The organism is Mojavia sp., from assembly GCF_059505145.1.
Genome location: NZ_JCACKA010000022.1, coordinates 136,533 through 151,342, shown reverse-complemented (window position 1 = coordinate 151,342; position 14,810 = coordinate 136,533). Strand labels below are relative to the sequence as shown.

The window sequence follows — 14,810 nt, the reverse complement described above, 5'->3', positions numbered from 1 at the left end:
ATTTGTATGTCTGCTCAACTTCAATCTCAGCGACGGGCTAGCCTTCTACCACTCATCGCTGTCTCGTTGAGTATCGCTTCTTGCACTGCTGATAGTAGAAGTATGAAGACTGTCTCTGTTGTTGGTGCTGGAGCAAGTTTTCCCGCACCGTTGTACCAGCGCTGGCTTACAGATTACAATCAGCAAAATCCTCATGTGGAAATTAACTACCAATCGCTAGGCAGTAGCGTTGGAGTGCAACAGCTTATCGATGGTACTGTGGACTTTGCAGCCAGTGATGTGGGAATTACAAGTGAACAAGCAGCTAAGGTAAAAAGGGGAGTAATTGCTTTACCTATGACTGCCGGTTCGGTAGTGCTAGCTTACAATCTCTCAAATATACCAACTGGTCTGAGGCTATCACGTCAAGTCTACGTAGATATCTTTTTAGGAAAAATCACAAATTGGAACGATCCGAGAATAGCTACAGCTAATCCTGGGGTAAATTTGCCGAACCTACCAATTAAAGTTGTACGCCGATCTGATGGTAGTGGTACTACCAGTGTCTTGACACAACATTTAAGTGCTATTAGCCCGGAATGGAAGAGCAAGGTCGGGGCTGGTAGATCTATAGAATGGAAAGTAGGAATTGGTGCTAGAGGAAATGAAGGTGTTAGCGCCCAGATTCAACAGATTCCAGGAGCTATTGGCTATGTAGAGTACGCCTACGCCATCAACAATAAGCTGCCTATGGCTGCTTTAGAGAATAAGTCTGGTAATTACATCATGCCAACACCAGAATCGGTAGCTAAAACCTTAGAAGCAGTGAAGTTACCTGCCAATAGCTTGATTGCTTTTATCGCCGATCCTACAGGTGACCAGTCTTATCCGATAGTCACTTACAGCTGGTTTTTAACTTATGGCAAATATCAAGACCCAGCTAAAGCCCAAGCACTGAAAAACTTTATTAACTGGGCTGTAACTGAGGGGCAAAAATCCAGTTTAGAACTCGGATATATTCCTTTGTCTAAACAAGTTGTAGTCCAAGTGCAGTCTGCCACTAAGAAGATTACACAATAAAAAGTATTATTAGTTAAATCATCTCAAACGCAGACTCTGGTACAGACAGTTTCCGTCTGTACTATTTACTGATGAGATTGCTTCTGATGCCGTACCTCGACAACTGTATGCACATTGCCACGAGGAGTGAAATCTGCTTTCACCGTGACTTCTAAAGGATCACAAGCTGCTATAAAATCATCCAAAATTTGATTGGCAGACTCTTCGTGAGAAATGTAGCGATCGCGGTAACTGTTAATGTAAAGCTTTAATGCCTTTAATTCTACTACGCGCTCATCTGGTACGTAGCTAATATAAATCGTGGCAAAATCAGGATACCCAGAAAACGGGCATTTACAAGTAAATTCCGGCAAAGTAATGTTAATGTCATATCGCCTTCCGACACGGGGATTGGGAAATGTAATGAGTTGTCCTTCCGCAATCTCGCGTTCGCCATACTTCATTTCTTGGATTGGCGAGGATATAGTTTCGGGTAATTTGTCAGTTGTCATTTGTCAGTTGTGAATATTTTCTTTACTCAACACTCAACACTCAGCACTCATAACTACTCTTTCTCCCAGTCTGGACAATTATTATCATCCCAGCCGTGAGGATGCATGGCACAGACTAATAAGTTACCGCCATAAACTTGACCGTGGTAGTTACTGCAACCAATGCAAGCAGGATTTTTTTCTTGTGTGGGTTCAACTGGATATGGAAAAGCTGGATCTACATCTGCCACTACATCTTCTAGTTCCCAGTAAACTTCCAAAATTGGTTCAGTTAAGTCATGTAAATACTGGTCAACTTCAGTGGCAATTGTATTTTGTACTTGTTCAGTAAATTCTTCTGTCAGCTCAAAAAAGGCGTCTACCATTTCGCCCATTTCTACGAAGAAGTGCTCTACTTCATCAGCCACTGTCTCTATGATGTCCATCAAATCCTTTTGCCACTTTTCCATAAACTTGATGCCTCTACTGGCGATAAATAGAGCGCTCAGTGCTTCTTAAATTCAAGCACTAGAGTATACCCTAGGCAAAGTATATTCAACAATTTGCTGTGTCTTGTACTATGAAGAAACTTTTACTAGGTACTGCTTAATATGATGGTTTATTTTTACCCATCACGTTGTAGTCTTTTTAACTCTTCTTGCAGTTCTAGCACCTGTGCCCGCAATCCATCTACATCTTCATCTTCGGTTAACTCTTCTTTGTAAGTCAACTCTTCATCTTCCTCTAAGATTTCGATGCGGCGAGGTTCAGCAGGTGGTGTTTTGTCTGTGGCTGCACCAGATGTTGGTGGCTGTTGAGCTTGCTTCATCATATCTTCAACGAAGCGACGGGCTTCATCTGCGGTCATTTCGCCCTTTGCCACCATTTCATCTGCCAGTTTTTGGACTTGCGATCGCAGTTCGGCTAATTTTCCCCCTGCTTTCTCACCCGCGTAAGAAGCCAACCCAACACCGAGGTAAAAAGCTTTTTGAACAATATCTCCAAAACCAGCCATTGCTGCTGAACGCTCCTAACAAATAGGGCGACCCGGAGACTACGCCTACCACAAGCATCCCGTATTGCTGCTACCTTCCGGTCCTGACAAGATTTGGGCGTTGAAGTCGCATAGATCCAGGTCTATAAACAGCATAACATTAAAAATCAGTAATTGAATGTTATTCAATTACAATTCGCCATTCGTGCAGTTGATATTTAACACAACCGTTTTGCACTAATGGGTCACGTGCCACGATCGCTTGTGCTTCGTCCATTGATACCGCCTCAAACAGCATCATGCCGCCGCCCCGTTCCGCCCAATACCCTGTTCTGGCTTTGTGTCCTTTAACAATCAACTCCTGAACGTAAGCTTTATGGGCAGGTACGTATTGGTCAAATGTAGGTTTATCGACTTTGCCTTCTTCAATCTTCACAAACCAAGGCATTTGCTTGCGACCTCTCAAATTCTTATGCTCTAATATTTTCAAGGATCACAGTGCTGAAAACAGTTTAAAAAGTTGAATTCCTCAAAAAGCCGCTTTTTTATTGCCCTGTTACCACCGCAAGACATTCAAGATTACGCTAACCAAATCAAGCAGTACTTTGCGGAGAATTACGCCAGTCAGCACGCGCAAAAGTCTCCACCACACATTACCCTGCAACCGCCTTTTGAATGGGCAGATAGCGATGTGTCAAAATTAGAAGCATCCATAAGGGAGTTTGCTAGCCAAAAACAGCCATTACCTATTACACTCAGCGGATTTGCTGCCTTTGCGCCCCGTGTCATATATATAGATGTAGTGAGAAGTCAAGAACTGTTGAGCTTGCAAGGAGATTTAATGGTGTATGTAGAAGCAAGTTTGGGGATTGTGGACAAAGTTGGCAAAACCCGCCCTTTTGCTCCCCACATGACGGTTGCATTTCGAGACTTAACACGCCAAAACTTTAAAGCTGCTTGGCCGGAATTTGAGCAACGTCAGTTGCATTTTGAGTTCACGGCTGACAAACTAACGCTGTTAATTCACGACGGTAGGCGTTGGAATATCAAATCAGAGTTTGCTTTTTTGGCTGGTGTCGGCTGAGTATATCTTTAATAGGTTCTGTATTACAAAAATTTCACCACTTTACAAACTCAAACCGAGCTTAAATTTGATCAGCCAGCTTTAGCGATAGTCAAGTTTTCCCGATCCCATGTATACCCAACGATATCAATAGTTAGCAGCGATCGCTTATTATCCATCTGCAAAATTTTGTCCAGAAATATACTTTTATCTAGACTTTGTTGGCGTAAATACCACTGCTCATCTTGAAACAATAAATAGTCAGTTCACTCAGTCTATTATGGGGACACGTAGGGATGAGGTGGCTGACGCTTTTAAAACAGATGAGGTAAACAAATGGGACGTATATTTCTTTCAGCGGGACATAACCTTGGTAAAGGTGGAGTTCAATCCGATCCTGGAGCACCGACAGTTTTGGGAACTACAGAAACTAATGAAATGATCAAAACCCGTGATTTATTAGTGCGTGAACTGGAATTTCGGGGGGTGAAGAAAGACCAAGATTTGTTCTCTGTCCCTGACACCATTGACCTCAAATCAACGCTGAACTGGATTAATGATCGCGCCCGTTCTGGTGATGTGGCTTTAGAACTTCACGGTAATGCTGGCCCTGCTTCTGCGCGGGGAGCAGAAATTTTCTATATTGATGGTAACCCTCAGAGAAAAAGAGATGCAGAGTTGATTTTAAATACCCTTATTGAGGCAGTTCCTGGGCTACGCAGTCGAGGAGCCAAGCCGGATACAATAAGTCAGCACGAAAGAGGATTAGCCTTTTGCCGACAACTAAGGATATCCTCTCTCCTCATAGAGTTGTGTTTTCTATCTAATGATGAGGACATGAAGCTTTTGAACGAGCATCGTGACAAATTTGCCAAAGGGCTTGCAGATGGTTTGATGAAGTGGAGCAACCAGACAGGCGATATCCCAGATTCTTTCCCAAGCATCGATATTGAAATTAAGGGTCAGATCCATCAAAATAAAGGTATTCTGGTTAATAATAATTCCTTTATTCCGGTTGATTTAGTTGCACCCTTAAGTATTGACTTGACTAAGCTGCCAGATGCTCGCCGCCTTAAGCATGGCAATATTGATTATGTCAGAGCCATCGATCTTCAACAATTGAACGTGTCAGTCGCCTGGGATAATCAGATAAAAAGATTGATTCTTAATTAGGGCTTGCTCTTGGAAGTTTCCAAAAAAATACTTTCACAAGAAAGCACCCTAATATCGTAAAGGGAAGATGGGCTTTATCCATCTTCCCTTGTTTTCTTGAAAAATAATTAGTCGCCTTTCCTATTTACCGTTTGGACGTTGAATTATAGTTTCTATTACCCGCCGTTTTGCTTTCGGATCAATACCCACCAAACGCAGGTACTCGCCGCTATATTCAACTAGGCATGATTCTAAAGCTGAGATTGCATCTGAGTGTGCATCAATATGGGTATTAAGACAACTTTGCCAAGCACCAGTGCGGAAGCGGCGTTCATCCACGTGTTCAATACTAACTTTGTAACCCTGAGACAAAATTTGTCTGATCTGTTCTTGCGTTTCTAAAGTCAAATGCGGACTTGATACTTCGTGTTTTTGGGAACCATTAGTGGTTGCGCCTTGATTTGCACCATTGGTTGGAGGCTGAGTTGTTGGTGTCACCGCAGTAGGTGGCGCAGCTTGATAATTTTTGCCGCGATTTAGGCGATTGTACTCATCAACCAACTGAGAATTTTCCACTCGTTTTTGTTCACCAACGAGGAAGTTACCAGACTCGATTAAATGAGACAGGCTGAAATCTGGCTTTTTAAATTCTGGTGGCCCTTCAGTGCTGTTAACCACATTCAAGGATACCCGCTCAAAACCTACTTTATGGATGTAGTTGCGGATTTGTTCGTCATAAATGCGCGATCGCAAAGCGCTAAAAAAGTCAATTGACTGGTTGACAAATTTATCAACTAGTTGTTCAACTTCCTTCTGTGACAGTCCATCCGGTTCAAAAATCCCTTTGACAATTCCCACCTTATCGTCTCGGTTTGGTTCCCAGTAAAATTTCTCCATCCGTCCATCCCGAATTAACGGTGCATAGAGAGTGGAAAAATCATTACCTGTGACAATAATTGGCACACGATGTAAAGGCGTGGAATCATAGCTTCCAGGCAACTGTACATCTGTGGGATTATCAGCAATATTCATTAGTGTGGCATTCACCAACTGCGTATTTACAGTATATTGAGTGCCTTCATCAAAGCGTCCAGCCCCCGCATCTAAATCGTTAATCATCAGTACACACATTTTGCCGCGTACTTTGATCAGTTCTGCTGTTTCCCGGTAGCGCAGCCGAATCAACCGCGCTGGATCTCCTGCATCTGGACTTTCCAATTCACCGCCAGATATGTGAGTCACTTCGATACCCATTTTCTCGAAGACTAATTGACATTGAAATGTTTTGCCTTCTCCTTTGCGTCCGTGAATACCCAAAATCACGGGAACTCTCACGCCGGGAAGTTTCAAGAAATTTTTGGTAATGTGGACAGCCAGTTTGTCCAGAAACCGGGGAGCAATATAGTAACTCATGAAATTATTTTTGCCTGGGACTTATTAAAATAATGCTAAGTTTTTTTGTGTCTATTTTACATTTATCTTTTGGTAGAAAGGGATGGCTAACTACCACAAACGCTGCATTGGATATGCACCAAAAATTTTATCATCACTGAGTATAAGTATGTTTTCCGCTATTGACTGTCAATTGCAGTTACTTAAGAATGTTTTGATAGACGGTGCAAAAATTCTTGATGTTCTTGAGAGTTCAACCCTTGTTGTAGCGCTGTTAAAACCTGTGCCATTTCCCCTCTTAACAATGCAGCTACATCCAACCACAAACCAGGAAAAATATGACTTTTGATAATATTATTAGGATCAGCATCTAATGCTATATATTCACCGTTTTCTAAAGTAAACCAATCAATTTTATTCTCAAAAACCTGCCAAACAATATATTCTTGAACACCATTACGGCGATATACCCGTTTTTTATCATACAAATCATTAGCAGCACTACTAGCTGCAACTTCTGCGATTAATTCTGGTGCGCCTTCTACGTAATCATCATCACTAATATGTGTTTGTCCACCAAATTGTTCGTCAATTAACAGCAGGACATCCGGTTGGAATTCGTTATCTAAATCTAAGCGGACTGTAGCATTGTCACCTAACTCTACGCCAGGAGTGGCAACTTTATAATTTCCTAACCAAATAATCAAGTCTCCATGAGGTTTTCCATGACTTTTAAACCGTAAGGGTGATGCCATGTATACAACTCCTTCGATAAGTTCTGCTTTTTTAGTATTTGGCATGGCATGATAGCGGCGTTCAAATTCACGGCGAGTGAGGCGATCGCCACTTTCCAAGGGTGGAATTCGTGCATTTTTGTTAAAGCTTGGTTCTACCGATGTTGTCATTGACAAATTCCTCAAAGGAGTATTGCTACATCTAGTATAGGAAATTCTTATCTAAACCAATTTAACCAAGCATCCCAGTTTTCTACAATTTGAGCAAATTCTGCATAACCTCCAGCTTTGGGATGCACACCGTCATTGGCTTTTGCCTCATCAATCCAAATATTTGATTTTTCTAATATCGGAAACACATCCAAATAAGGGATATTTAATTCCTTACAAACGAAAGCAAACTGTTTAGATAAATCGCTAGTTCTCTTTTTTCTCTGAGGGTCTTCTTGTTCTGTATATGGTGCTGGGCCAATCATCAAAACAGGATATAACTGTTGAGCTTCACTTAAAATTTTTCGGGCATTTCTAATCGAATCTATAAGATCCACACGAGTTTTACCATTTTCTACTGTTGTGTCATTTAGACCGAAAGAAAATACAACTCTGCCATAATGCTCTTTGGGTAGACGAGCTGAGACTTCCTGTAACCAACGCTTTTCTATATCAGTACTCGTATCCCGTCTAATTCCTAAATTATAGTAGGTAATATCATAACCTTTTTTATTAGCATTAACGCATAGCCTCCCTGTCCAACCAAGATACTCAGGGTCACCAGTACCGTTAACAAAAGAGTCACCAACAAAACAAATTCTAACTTCTGGTAGAGCTATTGAATTCATTTTAGAAATCTAGTTATGTATTGTGAGAATCAAGCATAATATTATGTTCATTTAAATAGCCATAACTAAAACATTTGTAGTTAGAGCTTCAGCCCTTAATTTGAAGTCTAATACTAAATTTCATTAAAGAAGAGAGGTAGTTAATTCTACCTCTCCTATGTAAAGTAAATTTAAAAGGTATCAGACAAAAGAAATTTTCTTTTTACTTTTACCTTCTCTGTTTTTTAGTATCTGTTGGGTTTGTGAACGATAAAGCTGAGAACTTGGCACTGCTTGATGTTATCAAAACCCACAACGCGGATATAGCAGTTGCTATATTGAGAACGGCAAGATTGAACTTCGTTCAGTACTTCTTGAGTAGATTTAGCGCCGAACAAAGGCAACTTCCACATTGTCCAGAATAATTCAGTTGGTTCAGAAGTTTCGTTAAACTCAACTGCTGGAATGTAACCTTGGTTTAGGATGTACTGGATCTGCTTGGCAATTTGAGCGTCAGACAGGGGGGGAAGGTAGGAAAGGGTTTCGTAACGACGCTCTTTTGGTAGAGTTTGCATAGCTGTTGGTAATGGGTTGCGATTTTTTATGACTACGTTGAACGACTAGCTCGATAGGTTATCCAAATTCGGATCTGAGCTTGTTTGCTGTTCTGGTTGCAGACTGGGGTTTGATGTATCTATTTGTGTGATGCGTTCTAAATGCTGGCGACGCTGTTCCATATTGGCTTGCTTAATGCCAGCATGAACCATTTCCGGTAAAAATTCTATGATTTCCTCCGCAATGTGTTCTCTGACAGTCATAATCCGCAATGCCAAATCTGGCTTTTCCCGGAACAGTTGCTCAATGTATGCTTCTCCATCTTGTATTTTGTTGGCGGAAAAGTTTTGCAACCAAATTGCCAATGGAGGATTAGTTTCGCCTAGCTGTGCCAGTACTGTCCTTAGTGCCTGATAAGTCAGGTAACTTTGGAGAGTCTTAGCTGTGTCTTTCGCAATTTGCTTGAGATTCATGCTTGACCCCAGCCTTTAAAGTATGAAGTACGAAGGATAAAGGATGAAATAATTGAAGTAATTTGAACTTCAGCCTTTATCCTTACCACCTTCAGCCTTTATCAGACGGTATCCATGGCCTCGAATTCAAACTTGATTTCTTTCCACAGTTCGCAAGCTACGGCCAGTTCAGGAGACCACTTAGCAGCTTCACGGATAACATCGTTACCTTCACGAGCCAAGTTACGGCCTTCGTTACGAGCTTGGATACAAGCTTCCAAAGCTACACGGTTAGCGGTTGCACCAGGTGCGTTACCCCAGGGGTGACCGAGGGTACCACCACCGAATTGTAGAACGGAGTCATCACCGAAGATTTCTACTAGTGCGGGCATGTGCCATACGTGGATACCACCGGAAGCAACTGCCATTACACCAGGCATAGAAGCCCAGTCTTGGGTGAAGTAGATACCGCGAGACTTGTCTTGTTCTACATAGTTTTCGCGCAACAGGTCAACGAAGCCCATTGTGATTCCACGCTCACCTTCGAGCTTACCAACCACTGTACCAGTGTGGATGTGGTCACCACCAGACATCCGCAGGGTCTTAGCCAAAACACGGAAGTGGATACCGTGGTTCTTTTGACGGTCAATAACAGCGTGCATTGCACGGTGAATGTGTAGCAGAATACCATTATCACGACACCAACGAGCCAAGGTGGTGTTAGCGGTGAAACCTGCGGTGAGGTAGTCGTGCATGATGATGGGCATTTTGAGTTCTTTAGCGAACTCAGCCCGCTTCAGCATTTCTTCGCAGGTGGGGGCAGTAACGTTCAGGTAGTGACCTTTGATTTCGCCGGTTTCTGCTTGAGCTTTGTGGATAGCTTCAGCAACGAACAAGAAGCGATCGCGCCATCTTTGGAATGGTGCGGAGTTGATATTTTCGTCGTCTTTGGTGAAGTCCAAACCACCGCGCAAACACTCGTACACAGCGCGTCCGTAGTTCTTAGCGGACAGACCCAATTTGGGTTTAATGGTACAACCCAGCAAGGGACGACCATATTTGTTTAATTTGTCACGCTCAACTTGGATACCGTGAGGAGGCCCTTGGAAGGTCTTCAGGTAAGCAACAGGAATCCGCAAGTCTTCCAGACGTAGCGCCCGCAAAGCTTTAAAACCAAACACGTTACCTACAATAGAGGTCAACATGTTGGTTACGGAGCCTTCCTCAAACAAGTCTAGAGGATAAGCAACGTAGGCAATGTACTGATTGTCTTCACCAGCAACAGGTTCGATGTCGTAGCAACGACCTTTGTAGCGATCTAGGTCGGTGAGCAAGTCTGTCCATACGGTAGTCCAAGTACCAGTGGAAGACTCAGCAGCTACAGCAGCACCTGCTTCTTCGGGTGGAACTCCAGGTTGGGGAGTCATCCGGAATGCGGCAAGAATATCTGTATCTTTAGGTGTGTAATCGGGTGTGTAATAAGTCAGTCTGTAATCTTTTACCCCTGCCTGATACCCTGATTTGCTCTGGGTCTTCGTTTGAGCGTAAGACATAAATTCCCTTCCAAGAAGTCACACTTTATTACTTAACAAATCACGTCGTATGCAATTTCCCCTCACCCCGCTCTTTCCCCCTGTAAGCGGGGGTAAGATCAGGAAAATTTTTTGTTAAGGGTTGCTGATGGCAGAGGGTAGCAGTTTGTTTTCAAGAATATTTGCTGAAGTATCAAAGACATCCTCATTAGTTTTCTTGTTTTTTTAGAGGCACACGACTGTGTACTTCTATTTCTCCCTCATCCCAGGACTCAAAATTCTTTCTTATCTATTCCTCTTACCCCTCTCAACCTTCTTGGCCCTACCTAACCTCACCGCTTGGCGAGGATGGGCCTTGATCATTGCCCCTAAGGAACATCTAGGTGTATGGGCTGGCTAGCTGGCATATTTCCTTAATTTCCTTGATTTTCGGGGAATCACAAAGAGAAACTTTTACTGAGGTTTTTTTAGAGGAGTCGTGAGCGAAAGACAAAAATTGCACACCACGTAATTTGTAACTTGTCTCACAATATATCAAGAAATCAATAAGTTATACTTTGAAACTTTTTAACTTATGTATTTAAATTTGTTATTACATAAAGTTTTAAACATTTTGTTAAGAGTTATTTACAAAAACCAACCTCTAACTGTATAGACTTGGGAGGATATGGAGTTCTCTGCGGGGCGGGGTACTATGGAAACGCTTATCTGGCTTTGATTTGAGAAAAATTGCCGCTGACGTTTAAAAAATCCAACTACAGGGAACACTGAAACTACACCCAGCCATTTTGGGTAATGAACTTCTTTTAGGAGTTGGGAAAGCGAGAAAGGTTAAGGGAGAAGGGGAAACGCAATAGAATAATTCTTCCCTTTCGCCTTTACTCATTAACCCTTTCCCTACCTCTAGTAAAAGTACCTATGGCTGTGGGAATTGTTTTGAAAGGGAATGTCACCGTGATTTTGTTTCGTAAGCGTACCAGTATATTGATTACTTCTATCCTGGCCGGGTTGATAGTTCTGCCGAGTATTGGAATGGTCGTAGTGACTAATCCAGCTAAGGCGCAGAAAACTGATAGTCCTGCTCCAGCACAAAAAAAACCTGCTCTCAATTCTCCATCTCAGTCAACTCCTTCTTATCCAGCTGCTGCACCACCGCCGCGAGTAGACCCCTTGCCCGATCAGCGGGAAGCGCAAGAGCATTCGATAGAAACCGATTATCGAATTAGCAATTTGTTAGGGGATGTTACAGGCAATCTCTGGGTTGCTTCGTGGCGGGGATTGTCGCGGATTGACCCCAATACTGGCAAGATTTTAGCTCGCGTTAGTTTACCCAATGTCGCCATTAGCGCTTTAGCTCAAGATAAAGTAGGGCGCTTGTGGGTCGGAAATTATGAAGGACTGATACGAGTAGAACCTCGTACTAATGAAATCACAGCGCAAAATTTATTTTTGCCTTCTAAACGGGTTTTATCGCTGTTGGTTGACAAGCGGGGCTATTTGTGGACAGGAACTGATAACGGTTTAGCCCTTGTTAGCCCTGACCAAGGCTTAATTATGACAACGTTAAAAAATTTGCCTGGTGTCAGTGCGAATGCCTTGACTTTAGATGCTGATGGTCATCTTTGGGTCGGTACTCTTGATGGATTGGTGCGAGTAAATACCGCCAAGGCTGCGATTATGAAGCGGATCGCTGATTTACCAGGGGCGACCGTACAAGCCCTAGCGATTAGCCCTGAAGGATTCATTTGGGCGGGGATGCCGAATAATTTACTAGTTATTAACCCCAAAACTGGTGCAGTGCTGCGATCAGTAACTCGCTTACGTGGACGTAATGTTACAGCAGTGCGCTTTGCCAAAGATGGTAGTGTTTGGATCGGTACTAACAATGGTTTGTTACGATTAAATCCAAGTACAGGCGCTGTATTAGACGAAGTTACTGCACTTCCTTCAAGCCGAGTGCTTTCCCTTGCCCCTGACATTGGCAATAAATTATGGATTGGCACTAGTGAAGGTCTGGCTTGGTTAATGCCCGAAGTGGGCAGTGCAAAAACCCATCTTGCTTTTAGCCGCGCTGTGAAGTAGGGGCTGGGGATTGGGGACTGGGGACTAGGGACGAAAAAAGTTTTCCCAATACCTGATACCCGATACCCAATACCTAATCCCCAATCTAAAATTCAAAATCTAAAATCTAAAATTGGCAATGGCAGTTACCACCCAGCAATTAATTCAATGGAAACAACAGGGACGCTCAATTGTAGCGTTGACCGCTTGGGATTATACGATCGCCCAACTTCTTGACTCTGCTGGGGTGGATTTAATCCTGGTGGGTGACTCTATGGCTGTAGTTCTTGGCTATGAGACAACCTTACCAATTACCTTAGAAGAGATGCTATATCATGCTAAAGCGGTGCGCCGTGGTGTGAAACGCGCTTTAGTAGTAGTAGATTTGCCTTTTTTGACTTATCAAGAAAGTATCCAACAAGCGATGCACTCAGCTGGGTTGGTACTCAAGGAAACTGGCGCTCAAGCTGTCAAGTTGGAAGGTGGCTATCCCGCAATGGTAGAAACTGTTGCTCGTTTGGTACAAGCAGGTATCCCTGTGATGGGTCACGTGGGTTTGACGCCCCAATCAGTACATCAACTGGGGTTACGACAACAGGGGAAAACTCAAGAAGCAGGAGAGAGAATTTTAAATGAAGCGATCGCTCTAGAACAAGCAGGTGTTTTTTCGATAGTTTTAGAGCATATACCCACAGATTTAGCAATGCAGATTACGCAAAAACTAAGTGTTCCCACAATTGGGATTGGTGCGGGGCCTCACTGTAATGGGCAAGTTTTAGTAACCTCTGATGTACTTGGTCTTTCAGAAAAGCAACCACCATTTGCCAAGGTTTATACAAATCTGCGAGAGACAATTACTAAAGCTGTGCAGGATTATGCTGTAGAAGTGCGAGAGCGGAAGTTTCCACAATAGGTTTTTTCTATGTGCAAGCAAAACTGCGAATTCTATTGCTAAATCTAAATCTCCAGTTCGGGACTTTATCCGCACTCTTATACCAATTCAAAATTCGCCCATTAAAAATTCAAAATTCAGGAAGGCAGATTTGTATCTGTCACATTCTTTTTTCAATTGGTATTACAGATATTCTTACTCAGTTTTGTCTGTCGCTTTTAGCCCACATTGGCATAAGCAATTAAAATTCAAAACCTAAAGTTAATAAGTATCCTGGCTGCTGACTGTATGTAAATTAAATGTGGAACAGCTTATTAATCCAATATCATTGGCTGAGACATTTCTTGCTTAGTCTCAACTACAGTAGAAGCAGCAAGTTTTTTTAACTCTAGTTTCCAAAATCTACGTCTGTAGTTCCAAGGTTCAAATCAGACGAAGAGTGTAACAACAGCCAATGCTTACGCTTAGTCTTATTTTTGAGAACATTCACATAATTGTCAGCGTAGCGGAAAGCAGATGCACGATCATAAGCAGCGATCGCTAAAGCTTGTGAGAAAACTTTTGTCGGGATTTCAAAACCGGAAAATTTTTCCATTAAAATCATCAAATCCGCATCTGTTACAGGCAGAGTGGGTTCTTGTACCTGTTCCGGTTCATTAAAAAATATATCTTCATTTAGCGCTTTGGACATTTAACACCTCCCCAAAAGCATAAGATGCAAAGCCTGTGATGAAATTTAACTGTTGCTCACGAGTTTGTAAGTTCATTGGAAGTTCACTGCTAGAACATCCTATCTCTGCCAAAATCTGCAAACAGTAAGCACTGAGTTCAGAATAGGAAGCTCGCTCCCACTCAACAGCTACCTCTTTCGCCCTTTCCAGATTGACTCGGATCACCGTCATTACAGGGTTCGTCATAAATTTACCCTCATCAACTCGATACTTGCAGTTTTGCTTAGAACCCCATATCAGCGTAACTGTGTTATTGCTGAACTTATTTTGAGGGGATAGTAGAGCATCAGCGTAATTACGGACTATAGTTAGTAGTGATCCCTGAGATTGTCTTCTTAATTGCTACACAAAAATCATCCTGAAATATATTTCAGGTATTCTTTAGTAGTAAAAGATTTTCTCCATTAATAGTTTAATAATTAATCAATATATTTCGTATTTTTACTTACATTGATTATAGTGCTATTACTGAGCAAAATAAGCTGTAACTTCAAAACTATTGAGATACGGAATCAGCAGTTTACCAGGGTTAAGCAGAACGGAAAAGGGTTCTTAAGCTTCATTTTTGTTTACAAAACCATGTTTAGTTTTTTCCGGTTTTTATGAAAATCGGCAGAAAGCAGAAAATAGAAGGGAAGAAAGTCTTTTAGCTACTTTTTGTGTTTTACGTTTAATTGTTTCCAGCTACTGATAAGCATTTCCAGGCTCTTCATCCAAATGCAATGGCTGGATGTTCTACAGCAAATGAATAACAACTGATTGGCGAGGTTGTGATACTCACAAACGAGTATCTGAGGTGGATGAACGGAGTTCCAAGACTCGTTAATCAGTAGTTGAGGGAGATGAACGCAGTTCCAAGACTCGTTAATCAGTAGTTGAGGGAGATGAACGCAGTTCCAAGACTC

Annotated in this window: 19 protein-coding genes and 1 other RNA gene; 5 read left to right on the top strand and 15 right to left on the bottom strand. The window is 42.3% G+C overall.

The window, feature by feature from the left end:
- Nucleotides 1-6: 6 nt before the first annotated feature.
- Entirely contained in the window at nt 7-1,059 is a 1,053-nt protein-coding gene (pstS, locus tag AC5JL8_RS03410; protein WP_495878366.1) for a phosphate ABC transporter substrate-binding protein PstS, read from the top strand.
- 65 nt (nt 1,060-1,124) lie between these two features.
- Here the strand turns inward: pstS and queF are convergent, their stop codons facing one another.
- The 5 genes from queF to AC5JL8_RS03385 all read right to left on the bottom strand — a co-directional run bounded on the left by queF (nt 1,125) and on the right by AC5JL8_RS03385 (nt 2,971).
- Entirely contained in the window at nt 1,125-1,550 is a 426-nt protein-coding gene (gene queF / locus AC5JL8_RS03405) for a preQ(1) synthase (protein WP_495878365.1), read from the bottom strand.
- Between the two features lie 53 nt (nt 1,551-1,603).
- Nucleotides 1,604-1,999: a hypothetical protein gene (locus AC5JL8_RS03400; protein WP_495878364.1), complete on the bottom strand. Its 396-nt coding sequence runs from the start codon at nt 1,997-1,999 to the stop codon at nt 1,604-1,606.
- A gap of 155 nt (nt 2,000-2,154) precedes the next feature.
- On the bottom strand, nt 2,155-2,544 hold the full coding sequence (locus tag AC5JL8_RS03395) for a phasin family protein (RefSeq protein WP_495878363.1): 390 nt from the start codon (nt 2,542-2,544) through the stop codon (nt 2,155-2,157).
- Between the two features lie 26 nt (nt 2,545-2,570).
- Nucleotides 2,571-2,667: signal recognition particle sRNA small type (ffs, locus tag AC5JL8_RS03390), an RNA gene on the bottom strand.
- A gap of 37 nt (nt 2,668-2,704) precedes the next feature.
- The gene (locus tag AC5JL8_RS03385; protein WP_495878411.1) at nt 2,705-2,971 is read right to left on the bottom strand and encodes a YciI family protein; all 267 of its coding nucleotides are present in this window, start codon (nt 2,969-2,971) and stop codon (nt 2,705-2,707) included.
- A gap of 72 nt (nt 2,972-3,043) precedes the next feature.
- Between AC5JL8_RS03385 and AC5JL8_RS03380 the strand changes: the two genes are divergently transcribed.
- Nucleotides 3,044-3,607 (top strand): 2'-5' RNA ligase family protein, encoded by a 564-nt coding sequence (locus AC5JL8_RS03380; RefSeq protein ID WP_495878362.1) that lies wholly within the window; start codon nt 3,044-3,046, stop codon nt 3,605-3,607.
- A 71-nt stretch (nt 3,608-3,678) separates the two neighbouring features.
- Here AC5JL8_RS03380 and AC5JL8_RS03375 read toward each other — a convergent pair whose 3' ends face one another.
- The gene (locus tag AC5JL8_RS03375; protein WP_495878361.1) at nt 3,679-3,840 is read right to left on the bottom strand and encodes a hypothetical protein; all 162 of its coding nucleotides are present in this window, start codon (nt 3,838-3,840) and stop codon (nt 3,679-3,681) included.
- 82 nt (nt 3,841-3,922) lie between these two features.
- Between AC5JL8_RS03375 and AC5JL8_RS03370 the strand changes: the two genes are divergently transcribed.
- Entirely contained in the window at nt 3,923-4,759 is an 837-nt protein-coding gene (locus tag AC5JL8_RS03370) for an N-acetylmuramoyl-L-alanine amidase family protein (RefSeq protein ID WP_495878360.1), read from the top strand.
- 120 nt (nt 4,760-4,879) lie between these two features.
- Here AC5JL8_RS03370 and AC5JL8_RS03365 read toward each other — a convergent pair whose 3' ends face one another.
- The 6 genes from AC5JL8_RS03365 to AC5JL8_RS03340 all read right to left on the bottom strand — a co-directional run bounded on the left by AC5JL8_RS03365 (nt 4,880) and on the right by AC5JL8_RS03340 (nt 10,242).
- Nucleotides 4,880-6,151 carry a RuBisCO small subunit-like domain-containing protein gene (locus AC5JL8_RS03365; RefSeq protein WP_495878359.1) on the bottom strand — a complete coding sequence of 424 codons (1,272 nt, stop codon included), beginning with the start codon at nt 6,149-6,151 and terminating at the stop codon, nt 4,880-4,882.
- 182 nt (nt 6,152-6,333) lie between these two features.
- Nucleotides 6,334-7,035: a Uma2 family endonuclease gene (locus AC5JL8_RS03360; RefSeq protein WP_495878358.1), complete on the bottom strand. Its 702-nt coding sequence runs from the start codon at nt 7,033-7,035 to the stop codon at nt 6,334-6,336.
- A 47-nt stretch (nt 7,036-7,082) separates the two neighbouring features.
- Entirely contained in the window at nt 7,083-7,703 is a 621-nt protein-coding gene (locus AC5JL8_RS03355) for a GDSL-type esterase/lipase family protein (protein ID WP_495878357.1), read from the bottom strand.
- A 224-nt stretch (nt 7,704-7,927) separates the two neighbouring features.
- Nucleotides 7,928-8,257 (bottom strand): ribulose bisphosphate carboxylase small subunit, encoded by a 330-nt coding sequence (locus tag AC5JL8_RS03350; RefSeq protein ID WP_495878356.1) that lies wholly within the window; start codon nt 8,255-8,257, stop codon nt 7,928-7,930.
- Nucleotides 8,258-8,302: 45 nt separating this feature from the next.
- Nucleotides 8,303-8,710, bottom strand: coding sequence for a RuBisCO chaperone RbcX (gene rcbX / locus AC5JL8_RS03345; protein ID WP_495878355.1), 408 nt, complete (start codon nt 8,708-8,710; stop codon nt 8,303-8,305).
- A 101-nt stretch (nt 8,711-8,811) separates the two neighbouring features.
- Entirely contained in the window at nt 8,812-10,242 is a 1,431-nt protein-coding gene (locus AC5JL8_RS03340; RefSeq protein WP_495878354.1) for a form I ribulose bisphosphate carboxylase large subunit, read from the bottom strand.
- Between the two features lie 897 nt (nt 10,243-11,139).
- Here AC5JL8_RS03340 and AC5JL8_RS03335 point away from each other — a divergent pair.
- A complete protein-coding gene (locus tag AC5JL8_RS03335; protein ID WP_495878353.1) occupies nt 11,140-12,303 on the top strand; it encodes a ligand-binding sensor domain-containing protein in 1,164 nt (387 codons plus the stop codon).
- A 118-nt stretch (nt 12,304-12,421) separates the two neighbouring features.
- A complete protein-coding gene (gene panB / locus AC5JL8_RS03330; protein ID WP_495878352.1) occupies nt 12,422-13,195 on the top strand; it encodes a 3-methyl-2-oxobutanoate hydroxymethyltransferase in 774 nt (257 codons plus the stop codon).
- 367 nt (nt 13,196-13,562) lie between these two features.
- On the opposite strand, the gene AC5JL8_RS03325 is transcribed toward panB, so the two are convergent.
- The 3 genes from AC5JL8_RS03325 to AC5JL8_RS03315 all read right to left on the bottom strand — a co-directional run.
- The gene (locus AC5JL8_RS03325) at nt 13,563-13,865 is read right to left on the bottom strand and encodes a hypothetical protein (RefSeq protein WP_495878351.1); all 303 of its coding nucleotides are present in this window, start codon (nt 13,863-13,865) and stop codon (nt 13,563-13,565) included.
- Nucleotides 13,846-14,091, bottom strand: coding sequence for a hypothetical protein (locus tag AC5JL8_RS03320; protein WP_495878350.1), 246 nt, complete (start codon nt 14,089-14,091; stop codon nt 13,846-13,848). The genes AC5JL8_RS03325 and AC5JL8_RS03320 overlap by 20 nt, the downstream gene beginning before the upstream one ends.
- 464 nt (nt 14,092-14,555) lie before the next feature.
- Nucleotides 14,556-14,810: hypothetical protein (locus AC5JL8_RS03315; protein WP_495878349.1), on the bottom strand; the 255-nt coding region annotated here is incomplete at its 5' end.